Annotated in this window: 13 protein-coding genes and 1 tRNA gene; 1 reads left to right on the top strand and 13 read right to left on the bottom strand. The window is 38.8% G+C overall.

Going from position 1 to position 14,438, the window contains the following annotated elements; all coding sequences use genetic code 11:
- Positions 1–111: 111 nt before the first annotated feature.
- From ABIB30_RS25255 to ABIB30_RS25225, 7 genes are all read right to left on the bottom strand, one after another.
- Positions 112–1,239, bottom strand: a complete 1,128-nt coding sequence (locus ABIB30_RS25255; protein WP_354305794.1) for a FecR family protein — start codon at positions 1,237–1,239, stop codon at positions 112–114.
- A 71-nt stretch (positions 1,240–1,310) separates the two neighbouring features.
- The gene (locus tag ABIB30_RS25250; RefSeq protein WP_354305793.1) at positions 1,311–1,889 is read right to left on the bottom strand and encodes an RNA polymerase sigma factor; all 579 of its coding nucleotides are present in this window, start codon (positions 1,887–1,889) and stop codon (positions 1,311–1,313) included.
- A gap of 132 nt (positions 1,890–2,021) precedes the next feature.
- Positions 2,022–3,083 (bottom strand): phosphatidylinositol-specific phospholipase C1-like protein, encoded by a 1,062-nt coding sequence (locus tag ABIB30_RS25245; protein WP_354305792.1) that lies wholly within the window; start codon positions 3,081–3,083, stop codon positions 2,022–2,024.
- A 47-nt stretch (positions 3,084–3,130) separates the two neighbouring features.
- Positions 3,131–4,729, bottom strand: a complete 1,599-nt coding sequence (locus ABIB30_RS25240; RefSeq protein WP_354305791.1) for a RagB/SusD family nutrient uptake outer membrane protein — start codon at positions 4,727–4,729, stop codon at positions 3,131–3,133.
- Positions 4,730–4,739: 10 nt separating this feature from the next.
- Positions 4,740–7,742: a SusC/RagA family TonB-linked outer membrane protein gene (locus ABIB30_RS25235; protein WP_354305790.1), complete on the bottom strand. Its 3,003-nt coding sequence runs from the start codon at positions 7,740–7,742 to the stop codon at positions 4,740–4,742.
- 203 nt (positions 7,743–7,945) lie between these two features.
- Positions 7,946–8,146 (bottom strand): hypothetical protein, encoded by a 201-nt coding sequence (locus ABIB30_RS25230; RefSeq protein ID WP_354305788.1) that lies wholly within the window; start codon positions 8,144–8,146, stop codon positions 7,946–7,948.
- 226 nt (positions 8,147–8,372) lie between these two features.
- Positions 8,373–8,747, bottom strand: a complete 375-nt coding sequence (locus tag ABIB30_RS25225) for a hypothetical protein (RefSeq protein WP_354305787.1) — start codon at positions 8,745–8,747, stop codon at positions 8,373–8,375.
- A gap of 220 nt (positions 8,748–8,967) precedes the next feature.
- Between ABIB30_RS25225 and ABIB30_RS25220 the strand changes: the two genes are divergently transcribed.
- Positions 8,968–9,198 (top strand): hypothetical protein, encoded by a 231-nt coding sequence (locus ABIB30_RS25220; protein WP_354305786.1) that lies wholly within the window; start codon positions 8,968–8,970, stop codon positions 9,196–9,198.
- 78 nt (positions 9,199–9,276) lie between these two features.
- On the opposite strand, the gene ABIB30_RS25215 is transcribed toward ABIB30_RS25220, so the two are convergent.
- The 6 genes from ABIB30_RS25215 to lolA1 form a co-directional block, all read right to left on the bottom strand.
- The gene (locus ABIB30_RS25215; protein ID WP_354305785.1) at positions 9,277–9,993 is read right to left on the bottom strand and encodes an SMI1/KNR4 family protein; all 717 of its coding nucleotides are present in this window, start codon (positions 9,991–9,993) and stop codon (positions 9,277–9,279) included.
- A gap of 24 nt (positions 9,994–10,017) precedes the next feature.
- Entirely contained in the window at positions 10,018–11,610 is a 1,593-nt protein-coding gene (gene abc-f, locus ABIB30_RS25210) for a ribosomal protection-like ABC-F family protein (protein ID WP_354305784.1), read from the bottom strand.
- Positions 11,611–11,730: 120 nt separating this feature from the next.
- Positions 11,731–12,579: a sugar phosphate isomerase/epimerase family protein gene (locus tag ABIB30_RS25205; RefSeq protein WP_354305832.1), complete on the bottom strand. Its 849-nt coding sequence runs from the start codon at positions 12,577–12,579 to the stop codon at positions 11,731–11,733.
- Between the two features lie 178 nt (positions 12,580–12,757).
- A tRNA-Leu gene (locus tag ABIB30_RS25200) sits at positions 12,758–12,841 on the bottom strand.
- A gap of 57 nt (positions 12,842–12,898) precedes the next feature.
- The gene (locus ABIB30_RS25195; RefSeq protein WP_354305783.1) at positions 12,899–13,660 is read right to left on the bottom strand and encodes an MBL fold metallo-hydrolase; all 762 of its coding nucleotides are present in this window, start codon (positions 13,658–13,660) and stop codon (positions 12,899–12,901) included.
- A 118-nt stretch (positions 13,661–13,778) separates the two neighbouring features.
- Complete coding sequence (gene lolA1 / locus ABIB30_RS25190; RefSeq protein WP_354305782.1) at positions 13,779–14,429, bottom strand: outer membrane lipoprotein periplasmic chaperone LolA1; 651 nt, start codon at positions 14,427–14,429, stop codon at positions 13,779–13,781.
- Positions 14,430–14,438: the final 9 nt, after the last annotated feature.

Genomic DNA, 14,438 nt, shown 5'->3' with positions numbered 1-14,438 from the left:
TCTGCGGTTTTTTTGTAAGTTACCCTTCAGATGATCAATGCTTTTGTAGTCTTCTTTTCATAACGTTTGAGTTTTTTGGTGAGTTTGGTTGGTTATTTACAGGTTATAGTTTTATTTAGTCACGGTAATTTTTTTACCGTCAATTCTGAAATGCACTTTAAAAAAGCTCAGGATATCCAATACCTCTGAAAGATTTATATTCCGGTGAATCTCTCCTGAAAACTGTCTTGCCGGTAGATTCCCCTCATAACTCACTTCTACATCATACCACCTGGCCACAGCACGCATCACTGTTTGTAAGTCTGCATCTTTAAAGCTGAACATTCCATTTTTCCAGGCCACTGCCTCTTCTGTATCTCCAGGATTGACATTCAACTGGTTTCCCATTAAGACAGCTTGTTGTCCCGGTTTTAAGAAGACACTTCCACTAGTACCTGTCTGCGCAGTTACTTTAACTGATCCTTCTAACAAACTGGTTTTTACGGTCTGCTCATCAGCATAAGAATTAATGTTGAAATGTGTCCCCAGAACTTCTACAGTCTGAGTTGATGAAGTTACACTGAAAGGTTTGGCTGGATATATTTTTGCAACTTCAAAATAAGCCTCTCCAGTTAAACTCACCCGGCGCTCAGTACCGGTAAATACCGTAGGGTAACTTAAAGATGAAGCTGCATTCAGCCAAACCTTAGTTCCATCAGGCAAATTAATTTGGTATTGTCCACCCTTAGGCGTAGCGATCCTGTTCATTGCAGCTTTTCTCTGATCTGGATCATTACCTTTATCAGCAATAGTATAGACTAGCTGTCCATCCTTAGTTTTCGTAATAATAATTCCGGCCTGTTCTGCAAGCTGACCGTTATCCGCTCCATCTAAAGTAATTTCCTGACCATTGGCCAGTGTTAAAGTAGCCTTATTACCTCCAGGTAAAATCTGCTTTGTTTGCTCTTTTTGAGTTAATAAAGCTGACTGTGGTCTGGTTGAATTGAAAAAATATAAACCAGCAGAAAGCAGGAGCAGCACTGCCGCAGCTCCTGCAATACGAGGCCATAATTTGCGTTGAGTTTTTTCATGAACAGGTAATCTATCCCAGACACGGTCTGTAGCCTTCTCCAATTTATCAGCGGTCAGCGGATCAGCATTTTCCTGTTCAAATTTCAGATACCATGTTTCTACAATTGCTTTTTCTGCAGCTGTACAGTGTCCTGACCGATATTTTTCTAGTAATTCTTTTGCGTCCATGGGCTTTAACCGCTTATTACAACTATAGACGGTTAGCTCAGGTACAGGGCGTAAAAGAAAATGAAAATAATTTAGTAACCGGAGATGTACAACAGATAGATGAAGATTCCCAATCTGCTTCTGAGGACTTTCAGTGCATTGTTCACATGTTTTTTAACTGTCTTTTCAGAAAGGTCTAACTTCACTGCAATCTCCCGGTGCGAAAGATTGGCTTTTCTGCTTAACTCAAATACTTCCCGCATCTTAGGCGTTAATGCACCAATCTCTTTTTCAATGAGGGCGGCCAGTTCATTTTCTCTGACCCGGTGGTCTGTGATCGCTTCGCTTTCATTTATAAAATGCTGAAGCGAGGTAATATAAGAAGAGGCTACTTTTTTGTGAGAAATGATATCGATCACGCGGTTTCTAACTGCCTGATAAAGATATCCCGATAGATGTGTTTTTAAAAACAGCTGTTCTCTTTTAGTCCATAAAGAAGCGAACAGTTCATGTACGACGTCATCTGCCTCCTGTTGATCTCTAAGCCGGTTATAAGCATGGATGTACAATAACCCCTTATACCGATTGTAGATTTCGGTAAAAGCAGCTTTGTCACCTTCTTTCAAAAAGGCAATTAAATCGTGATCAGCTAAAGTTTTATAAGAGGCCATAATCAGAATCAACCCGCGTTTTATGGAAGATCCCGGTCAATATTAAATAAATTTTATGTAAAAGCTTTAAGCATTCCATGTAATCAAATTGTTAAGACCGGGATAAATCCTTGAAATTGAATTACATTCACCTTATTTGAAAAACGGATTCACTCTGAAATACTGCCCATCTTCAAAACTCACTGCATAGTCAGACTTAAAATGCGTACTTTTTAAATAATAGTCTGTAGTAATGATCTGGGCTCCTGAAGCACATGCTGCATTGAAATTGGAATGGTCATTGCGACGCGCCTCTTGTGTATCCGAATCTGCACGGGTACGGATAATATATCCTTTTTTAACTAGCTGAGGGATCATTGGATCTTTAGCGTTGTTGATGATCATCATCGCAGCTTCAGGTCGTCCGGCAGCGGCATTTACAAATAAAACTCTATTTTTCAATGAAGGATGTCCTTTGATATAAAGTTCCATCTTCTCTCCTTTCTGATCAAGAATAAAAATAAATTTTCCTCTTGCAGCTGAAAGTACAGGCCAGTTATCTTTTGATACTGCGGCTTCCAATGTTTTATAATTTCCTCTCACCATATCTGGTGTGATAATCTTATTCATGCCAAGTCCATCAAGCAGTGCCTTGTCCAGCTGATCGAATGTTTCTGCTGTGAATTGTTCAGGATCACTGAAACCTTCTCCTTTTATTTTATCGTCTTTGGCCTCCAGTGTGATAAATATGGGCGTGTGATCCGGATGTACATCCGACCATTTTTTCAATTTCGAAAGTCCACCTTTCAAGGTCAGAAAATCACTTCTGAAATCCAGATCCTGAATATGAAAAACTTTAAAACCCGGTGCCTTCATTTCTTTATCAACATCATAAGGGGCCTGATCTTTTGCCCAGTCCAGCCCTCTGGGATGTGCATATTTCCCTCCTTTTGCATCTGCATACACGTCAATTTCCAAATTTCTTAACCCCATATCAAGCTGCTGGGTTACGCCGATATGTTCATAGTCTATCTTGCTGGCCGATACAGAATCCTTTTTCCTGAATATTCCGAACAAATGAGGATCAATCGCTTTCTTATAACTGTTATGCGACCCAATAACCTGGATCTTATTAATTGGTAAATTATCTCCATCTTTTGGTATCAATAATGGAAACACGAACAATAGCAATGCGCTGGAAACTGTTTTTATCATAAGTATTAAAATACGAACAGCCGGAAAAATCCGGCTGTTCAAAAGAATTAATAACCTGGGTTTTGTCTTAAATTGGAATTTAACTGCAGTTCAGTTGCAGGGATCGGATAAAGTCTTCTCGCAGCATCTTTATTCATCGAGAGTACATCATTTTGCAAAGGATATTCCTTTTCAAACAAACCATAACGAATCAAATCGTTCCTTCTCCAGGCTTCCCAGCTCAACTCCCTTGCTCTTTCATCCAATAAGGATTCCAAATCAACACTTGTTGCCGCTTCCGCACCCGCTCTTGCCCTGATTTTATTCACTAAACTAAGTGGAGTCTGCATTTCTCCATTCACTGCTGTTGGCGAAGCACCACGTAAAATAGCTTCTGCTTTCATCAACATAACATCTGCTAAACGTAAAAAAGGCATATCATTACCATTCAAACGTGTCGCTTGTATGGCATTCACATCAGGCCAGTATTTAACCGAGCGAATGCCCTTTGCCTGATCGGCTACTGTATTCCCCACGTCCATTGGTTTACCGGGTTTAAGGATCAGATCACGTGTCAATACAATTTGTTGTGTTGTACCAGCGACATATACAGGCTTTGTCTTATCAGGTTGTCTGTTCGCATCTGGTGCAAATTGAGGTCCCACCAACCAAAAGCTTTTTCTCACATCATTTGCCAGATTAAACCGGTCATAATATTCAGGGGTTGTGCTCATAGAGATACTAAATCCTACTCCTGTAATCCCGTAAGCAGTAGCTAGTGCAGGATAGAATCCGAACCTGGTCATCTGGTTACCCGGAATCTGCTGATCATAAGGAATTGCAAATATCGTTTCAGAAATCTGAGGGCCATTATTAACATCAAAGATATCCGAGTACTTAGGATCCAGCTGATAAGTTGTATTTTTCATTACACTATCTGCCATAGCTACTGCATCTGTATACCGCGGCTTCCCAGTGTACACCTGTGAATTCAAGTACATTTTAGCCAATAAAGCGAAAGCTGTTCCACGCGTTGGTTTTCCATAAAGCAACTTCTGATTTGCTCCTGTTTTCTGAGGTAAATTAGGGATAACTGCCAGCAATTCTTTCTCAATAAATTCGAATACCTTATCTCTGCTTGTTGTACCTGGTAAAGCGCCCGCTTCTACCGGAAATTTATCGATGATAGGAATATTACCATAAATGTCCATCATTAAAAAGTAGTACAATGCACGCATGGTTTTTATTTCTGTCACTCCCGAAGCTTTCTTTGCATCAGATACTGAAGAGGCATTGGTAACTGAAATTAACCGGTTACAATTGTTAATTCCACCAAATCCCCATTCCCAAACTGTTTTCACGTTAGGGTGGTCAAACGTCCAGGTATGGTAGTGCAATTGTCTGTATTGTCCACCATCATCAAAATTACCATCTCTTGCTGGTAAGATTGCAGCATCAGTTGACATCTCCTGCATTCTGAAATAAGGCACTCCAAATTGAGAAGAAAGGTTTGAATACATAGTTCCATATAAAGCCGCGTAATCAGCGTCAGTAGTAGGAAAGTTATCTTTTACATATTGTGATTCCACCTTCACATCAAGTTTTGTGCAGGATACAGTGGCTAATATAGCAGCAAATGCTGTTGTTAATAAAAATATCTTTTTCATCAGTTTGAAATTAGAAGGATGCGTTAATACCGAGACTGAACGTGCGGGTCTTAGGATAATAGTTGTTATTATCAATACCAGGTGTTAAACCTCCGATGTTAATCTCAGGATCCAGTCCAGTGTATTTAGTAATTACAAATAAGTTATTTGCCGTTACATAAAGCCTTATCGCTTTAATCGTCTGTACTTTTGGTTTAATAGAATAACCTAGTGTAGCGTTATCCAAACGTAAATAAGAACCACTTTCCAGGTAACGGTCAGAAATCAGGTAAGCATTTCCATCATTGAAAGATTCACCTAAAGTAGACCTTGGAATATTCTGTAATTTAGCATCAGCAGGTGTATTCAGACCAGCTGCAGTAGCATTTAAGATCTTATTCCCCAATACACCACGTACAAGGAAGCTCAAATCCCATTTTTTATAAGTAAAGCTGTTACCCCAGCCGTAGATATATTTTGGCTGCGCATTACCTGCAATTTTAGCATCAGATGTTAAAGGCTGAGTCGCAATGATTTGTCCTGCAGCATTTACATAGGTACTTACACCTGCGTCATTCTTACCTGCATAATTCCAAAGCTTGAAAGTCCCCAATGCCTCTCCTGGTTGTACAATCTGACTGTAATTTCCCGATTGTCCTTTACCACCCAATACTGCGGTTTGTATATAGGAGATTTTATAGAAATCATCCGACAGGGTCTCCACTACGTTTTTATTGTGTGCAATATTTGGGGAAGTATTCCAGCTAAAATCCTTTGTCTTTACAACTAAAGCATTCAAAGACAATTCAATACCTGTATTTTTGATCTTACCCACATTGGCTGTAATGGTAGGCAAGAAAAACTGGGTGGTAGAAACCGCATATTCAGAATAGATCAAGTCAGATGTCTTTTTGATATAGTAATCTACTGAACCTGTAACTCTGTTCCCGAATAAACCAAAATCCAATCCGATGTTGGTCGTTGCAGTACTTTCCCATTTCAGATCCGGGTTCTCATTTCTAACCGGACCAATTGCATTACTGATTACTCCATTGTTCAGGTATTTACTGCTTGTTGCAGGTGTTCCATAAACCAACAAAGCAGAGAATGCATCAAAACCAAGACTATTTCCAGATTTACCATAACCAGCTCTCAATTTCAGATCACTGATCACAGGTACACTTTTCATAAAATCTTCTCCGATAATTCTCCATCCCGCAGATACTGCTGGAAATAATCCCCAACGGCTATTGATACCAAAAGCAGAAGAACCGTCTTTTCTCAAAGAGGCCTGCAATAAGTATTTCTCTTTATAATTATACTGCGCTCTTCCATAAAATGAAATTAGTCTCAAAGTGGAGATTGGTGAGTTGGCAAATGTAATTTGTGAAAGTAAAGATGGGTTCGATAAAAAGATATTATTTGCACCCAGGTTATCATTTGAAAACCCTTGCGTTGTTACACCAAAACCATCATTGGTCCGGTCTTCTTGCCAGGAATAACCTGCAAGTAATTTCAAACTATGCTGACCAAATACCTTATCGTAATTAAAGTATCCCTCTATCACTTCAGATTTGTTCAAGACGTCTGCTTTGATCGCCTGTCCGCTCACTCCTCTGGCAAGTCCTGACTGGCTATTTAAATAAGAACTTGAATTATTCTGATCTTTTTGTGTAGATAAACTTGCTGTAAACTTCAAACCTGATAAGATGTTCACTTGTGCCATCCCATTGATTAATGTTTTGTTATTTACATTTTTAATGGAGTTATTGTCAACAATAGAAAGTGGGTTTCTTGTTCCGCTACCCGTTCTGTCATAGTTTTCTTTATAAGTCCCGTTCGCATTGAAAGGACTTACTGTTGGCAAATAGAACAACATATTTGACAGGGCCTGAGTTTGATAAATATCATTACCAGTGGTAGCACTGTTCGTGATCGTCAAACCTAATTTCAGTCTGTCATTAAAGAACCGCTGATTTACATAAGCGCGGACAATCGTTCTTTTTAAAGAAGTATTTTTCAGGATTCCCTGATTGTCGAAATAATTAACACTCGCACCATATTCAGAAGATGCGCCAGAACCACCATAAGACAAATTATGATTTTGTGAATAGCCCGTTCTTTCCAGTAACTTTTGCCAGTTCGTATCAGAACCATCATCATCAATAGGGTTTAGCACCTGCTTATTATCTTTTAAATACTGACGCAATTCTGGTGCACTGAGCATATCATATTTCCTGGATACACTTTCCACCGCCCCATAACCACTATAAGAAAGTCTGGATTGTCCACCCTTTGATCTTTTTGTAGTGACAATGATTACCCCATTTGCGGCTCTTGAACCGTAAATAGCTGTAGAAGAAGCATCTTTTAAAATATCTATACTTTCTATGTCAGCAGGAGCCAGCAGGTCGATTGATGCTCCAGGAACACCATCGATCACATAAAAAGGCTCTTGTGCCGCACCCTCACGTAAGGTAGACGGCCCTCTTAATATAGTAGAAGGTTTTGCATTAGGATCTCCGCTTTTGGTTACATTTAATCCGGCCACCTTACCTTGCAATAATTGGGCAGGACTGGTCATTACGCCCTGGTTAAATTCTTCAGCATTCACAGAGGTCACGGCTCCTGTTAAATCCTTTTTGCTGGAAGTGCCATAACCAATCACCACTACATCTTTTAGCTGTTTGCTATCGGTAACGAGTGTGATGTTTAAATTTTGATTATTACCAACTGTTACCTCTCTGTTAAGGGTCCCCAGCATATTAAATACAAGAACGTCCTGCGGGCCATTTACCTGTATGGAGAAATTACCGTCCTGGTTAGTAGAGGTAGCTGATTTCGTTCCTTTAACCCTGATAGTGACACCAGGTAAACCGCCGTTACTTTCGTCGGTTACTTTTCCTTTAATAACTCTGGCCTGTTGTTGTGCAAACGTACAGACTGAGATGGCCAGCATTAATAGCAGCAGCAAAAAAGACTTCTGCTGAAAATAATGGGTAACCACGAAAATTAATTTGTAGTTTTTTCTCATAAATGGTTTTATCTAAACTTTGAAATTCCGCCAAAGATGTAGCTCTCAGTTTAATACGGATATACATTGAAGTTATTAAATTGTTAAGAACAATCATTACATGTTATTATTAAAATAACATGCGAATAACTTTTAAGTCTTAATAAAACCAGATAAATATTTAAGAGAATGTGAAAATTATGAGGTAAACCTACTCTTTGCGCTTAAGAATTATGCTTACTCAATAAACCTTTTAGCTCATCCAACTGCTGTTCGAGAATCCTGCATTTTAGCAGATTTGTGATATACTCCATTGGCAAACCACCAGTTTGCTCACTGTTTAATGAATTGAGCTCGTCCGCTACGAACCCTGATTTCGCATTAAACTCGACTATATCCAGAAATAAATCATTGTTTGCGCCCATTGTATATGTTTAAGGTTAAATATTCTTTTCAGCTCTACTTGATGAAAAGTAATTCAATAATATCAACGGCTTTATATTATTACGGCAACTGTAGCTAAAATTACGTGAAGTGCTAAAAAATGACAAAATTCTCAATCCGGCAAAACTAATATCAAGGGCCAATAATGCCAGGAATTAAAAGGGTTGCCTGCTTAACAAACAACCCTAAATCAGATTAGCTTAAATATTAATCTTCCTGACTGCAACCAATTACCCCTTTAATGGTAAGTGCAGAAACACCAGATGCATTCACAGCTTCAACACCTATTGCACCATATGAGCCGCAATTAATTCCTACACTCGTATAATTGTTAGTTGTTGTGTATAAGAATTTGCCATTCAAATACCAATTGTAGCCTGTTGCACCAGGTACCAGCCCGACACCAACCAGGGTACGTCCTTTTCCATTGTAATTAGCGTAACTAAAAACAGGAGCATCAGGAACAGCAAAGTACAATGCTGAAGTTGTGGAATTTTGAATTTTTGCAGGTACATGGCTAAAAGAAGACAATGTACTGATCAACAATACGGCTACTATACCTGATAATAAATATTTTCTCATAAAACATAATTAGTTCACTTAAATATACAATAGATATCTCCAAAGAAAAACAAAAACAATTTTTAATTACAAAAACAAATTAAATAATGAATCAATCTAAAACACAGATTAAATACCTGAATCGTGAGACTTATACCTGATTTCTGAAATAAAAAAAACCAATAGGCATACTCTTTGTTTAAGCATCTGTAAATCAAACTATTCACTTAACATTAAGATCATGAAAAAGTTATTAATGATGATGATGCTCTGCACATTCGGCTTTGCAACATTTGCAATTGGAGTGCCTCAACAGGATACTTCAAGGCAAAAACAAGACACGACGAAAAAGCGTACAGACAAAAAATCTCCACAAAAAAAGACGACCAAGAAGAAAGGGTGGCCAGCAAACGACACGTTAAAAAGAACTGATCGCAGGTCAGATACAACGATGAGGCCACCTCAAAACTAAGAATTGATGCGGATTTAAAAACTGAATGCAGACTTGTTAATCTGCATTTAGTTTTACTGACAATTTGCATTGTATAATTTATATTTTATCTGCTACAAATTCAGCTGTCGCACCGAGTTCCTTCAAATAGCTGACCACATCCTTAAGATAAACCAGATAACCCTGATAAACCTCAATTTCTTTTTGTTTAGACAATGCTAAAGCCTGTTGCGGAGTTAGCTTTAAGTTTTCTTTCAAATAATGTACAATTTTCATCTTTTGCTGGCCAACATCTCTGATCACAACTTTCCCTCTGATCCATTCTGAAGGGTCTGTATCTGTCTCTTCTTTACTAACATCCTCATCTTCTTCCTCAATTGATGCATACATTTCCTCCCATAACTCAATAGTCAAATCAAAATCTGCATCCAGCAAATTGATTAATTCATCTTTATCCTTTTCTGCCTTTTGTATGCTCAGCAATTTTGCTGCAAAATCACTTAAATCATCAGCAACCTTAACTGGTTCCCAGCTCCCTGAACCATGCCATGAAAAATACACAGGAAAACCCCGGTCCTGCTCAGATAAATCCACATAAAATGGATCATTCATCTCATTAGAACAGATGACATACCAGTTTTCCCTGAACTCAGCAGGCTTTATACCTGTATAAGTTTCACCAGTCGTTCCATTAAACCTATAACCGTCCTGGAATTTCTCAAAGGTTTTGACCTCGGGATAATTTTGAGGGAGATAGACACTATCTGGCATTATTTTCCTCTCTATAAACTTTTTAATCTCCGGATGTAGTTCCATATCGCAAGCTAATATTTATTTCTACTAATCATCCAAAACAATCGACCGTTCGATATTGATTTGTCTCAGGAAATAAATATCATGAGAAACGACCAGTAACGTCCCTTTATATGCATTGATTGCTTCAGTTAAAATTTCAATATTCTGAATATCCAGATTGTTTGTTGGTTCGTCCAGTATGATCATATCTGGCGCTTGTTTGTTAATGGTTAACGTACAAAGCATCAACCTCATTTTCTCTCCACCACTTAGTGCCACACAGGGCTTATCCCAGTACTCTTTTGTAAACAAAAACCGGTTTAAGCGGATTTTTATTTCGTGCTCCCGCAATTCGCCTGAATTGTATTGTTCGGCCTGTTGGTACACACTGAGTTTGGGATCAATCAATGAATAATCCTGATCAATATAAGTAGTTTTGACATCAGCACTTTCCAGAATTCCCGATTCAGGATGAAGTTCACCTAATATCATTTTTATCAATGTGGTCTTACCAGACCCATTCGGCCCATTCACAGCAATACGTTCACCACTGCCCACCTGGAAACTCAGCGGTTGTTTCCAGATTAATTGCTCATTATACCCAAAATTAATAGCTGTTGCAGTAAGCAATACTTTTCCCCGATGGAGTACTGAATGCGTAAAATCCATTTTCATTTGATCGATACCAGGTAAAGCCGCTCTCAACTGGCTAAGTTCCTTAGCAATAGCACCAACCTTTTCCGCGTGGACGCCCTTTACCTTTGACGTACTTTTCTCTGCGTTATTTCTCAGTGTATTCATCACAATAGTGGGAAGACCAGCTTTTTCTTGCTTCTTTTTTCCCCTGGCATTCAGCTTTTGCTGCCTTTCCAAAGTATCTTTTGCTGTTTCCTTCGCGTTACGAAGTATCTTCTCTTTATTTCTCAGTTCTTGCGCTAAGGCCTCGCTTTCGATCAATTTCTGTGCTGTGTAGAAATCATAATTACCACCATAAACAGCTACACCAGTATTGCTTAATTCATAAACTGAATCCAGGAGATTTAATAAAGCCCTGTCATGGCTAACCAGCACTACAGTATTCTTAGTTGATTTGATATATGCCTGCAAAATTTCCCTGCTACAATTATCCAAATGATTACTTGGTTCATCTAATAAAACAATTTCAGGACGGTGGATACCGATCCCGGCAAGAAAAACCCGCGTTTTTTGCCCACCGCTCAACGTTTCCATTTTTTGAGTCAGCTCCAGCCCATCAAGTTTCCAATGGGCAAGCGCCTGCGCACAGCGTTCTTCAATTGCCCAGTCATCGTCAAGCAAAGTTAGATTTGCGTCATTTGCTTTTCCATCGAGAATTTCTCTGAGTGCATTTAACTTATCTTCAATCTGAAGGGCCTGAGCGATAGTACACGCGTTAAATTGACCAAATATTTGTGGCATATAATAAGGCTTTGAATCAGTGTTTACCAATCCTTGCGAAAGCGATAAGTTTCCAGCTAAAATTTTTAAAAGCGTAGACTTTCCAACGCCATTATTACCAATTAATGCAATTTTCTCGTGTCTATTGATCACGAGATTGAGTGCAGAGAATAATAAATCTCTGTTAGGGTGCCTGTAGGATGCACCTTGAATAATCATCATAATTCCTTTCTGTAAAGTTGAATAATTAGAAACCTGCTAAGCCAGTTTCGTTTTTTTCTGAAAGAAATTAGATCCTACATGAATAGATGAGTTGATTATAAAGACAAAGGTAAGAAAAAATTACAACCCATAATCCAAGGCCTTTTGCTTGATAAAAGCCAGACTACCTTCTGCCAGATCCTGCGCATTATACGTGGAAGGATGCCATAGATTAACACGTTCCGCCATGCCGTTTATAGCAGAAGAAAAATTCTCCAGCACTAATGCTCCGTCATAATTAATCTTTGCCAGCGCCTCAAAGAGATCATCCCAGTGCACATTTCCTTCTCCTGGCATACCGCGATTACTCTCTGTAATATGCATATGTTTTAAATGACTGCCACTATTGATCACCGGATCGCGAAAATTATCTTCTTCGATATTCATATGAAAAGTATCCAGATGAAGCGCTAAAGCAGTTGAGCCAACCTGTTCAACTAAATCCAGCACATCAGCAGCACAAGTACATACATAGCTCTCATACCGGTTAACAGGCTCCAAACACATCGTTACCCCTAAACGGCTCGCATAATCAGCACATAGCGCTAATACCTGGACTACCGTTTCAGTTTCCTCAGCTGTCTTTACCGAACCTGAGAAAACACCAATGCCACTGTGAAGCACTCCCGCAAGAATTGTTGATTCCAGTTCAGCAGCTTTATTAAGCGCCGATTTAATCGCGTCATATGCCTGATCAGGATAAAAAGGAATATGACAATTGGCAGGAAGATTAAATGAACAGATCGCCTGAATATGATGTTCCTGTAATTGTTTTCGTACCGTTTTGGTATTGATTTTCATCGAAGGAGGTAATAAGATCTCCAGCACATCGAATCCTGCTGCTGCTGTTTTTTGAATCGCATAAGCCCCCTCAACTGCCTTCCACTCGGGCAAGATCCATGACAATAAAGACGCACCAAATTTTACCATATTCAATTGTTCTGCTCTAAGGTTAATCAGCAGCAAGCTAAGCTAATTTTGGTAACAGAAAGAATTTTAGTCGTCCAATATTTTTAAATAAAAACAAATTAATCGTATAAATTTTTTACCGGATTCCCAAACAAAAATGACCAATTGAAATAAATCAACTGGTCATCCTTTTATAACGTATCCGGAAGCAGATTCGAACTGCCACGCCTTTTCAAGCGCCACCCCCTCAAGGTGGTGCGTCTGCCAATTTCGCCACCCGGATATCTTGTGAGGTGCAAATATATATTTATTCGCTATAATCAAGCAACTATTTTAAAAATTATAAATTTATAACCAATCCATCATACCCTAACCTGATATTCTCCGGCAACTCCTTTTCCACATCCGCATGTTTCCCCATATTATGGCCGATATGCGTAAAATAAGTCATCTCCGCACCAATCTCCTGCGCAAAAGCAATCGCTTCTCCCAAAGTAAAATGTGAAATATGAGGCTCAACCTGCAGCGCATTCACGACTAAGACTTTCGTTCCTTTTATTTGATCAATAGTTTCCTGCGGAATAGTCTTCGCATCAGTAATATACGTAAAATCATTAATCCTGAAACCCAGAATTGGCAATTTATAATGCATAATCTGTAAAGGAATCAGTACTGTCTGACCAATATAAAAATTCTCTGTAGCAATCGTATGTACATTGATCTGCGGAATCCCAGGATAAACCTTTTCCGCAAAAATATAAGAGAACTCTCTTTTTAAAGCATCCTGAACTCTTTCGGTCGCATAGATGTCAATGTTCTTCTGCAGCAAATAATTGAAAGGACGGATATCATCCAATCCTGCCACATGATCCTTATGCTCATGTGTATATACAATCGCATCCAAATCCTTTACACCGGCACGAAGCATCTGGTACCTGAAATCAGGCCCGCTATCTATTACAATCGTCTTATCCCCTGTTTCCACTAATACAGAAACCCTCAGCCGATTATCTCTCGGATCATCAGAGTGGCAAACTTCACAATTGCAGCAAATCACAGGAATTCCCTGGGAAGTGCCAGTACCTAAAAATGTAATTTTCAAAAGCAGCTGGTTTATACGATCCTGTTCAAAATTAAAACAGATTCTAATGTAGTTCAAAAATAACAAAAAAAAAGGGTTCAGACACTTAGTCTGAACCCTCATTTACCTTAAAGTATAATTACCGCAAATCAACCACTTCAACGCCAGGATATTTCCTCGCATCAAATGCAAATGTCGATTCCGGAACTTTTGCATTGCCCATAAAAGATTTTATAGTATACGTATATTTATTACCATTCTTATCCAGGATTAAAACATTAGCCAATTGCTTAGCAACCTTGTCAATGCTCAACCGGATTTTAAAATAAGAAGTCTTCGAATCGGTTGGGGTTAAATCTATCATCTGATAAACCTTTGCACCTGCTTTCTGATCACCAGTATAAAGATACTTAAAACCCTTTTCATACAAAGTGAATACCTTTGCAGGATTGAGTGCATCACTGCTGTTATCCGCAGCTGATACCTGTACCTCCTTATCTTTTTTCAGATAAGTCCACTGGCTTTTGCCATCACTGATCATATCCTGATCAGTCATAATTACTTTATACTTATTAGCAGCAGCTTTTGCAATCAAAGTACCTTGCTGAGTCTCCTTCACCTTATTTTGAGGGCTTTCCAGCGTAAAAGTAAAATCTGCCTTTACCACGTCATAAGACTTATATTTCTTGCTTACATCTGCTAAAATAGTCTTTGCTTTAACATCCTGCTGAGCATATACACCAAAACTTATTCCTGACAAAATCAGGAACGCACCTAATATCTTCTTCATCTGCTCTCT

It is taken from the genome of Pedobacter sp. UYP1 (genome assembly GCF_040547305.1).
Classification (GTDB): Bacteria; Bacteroidota; Bacteroidia; order Sphingobacteriales; family Sphingobacteriaceae; genus Pedobacter.
This window is presented reverse-complemented; position numbering and strand designations above follow the sequence as displayed.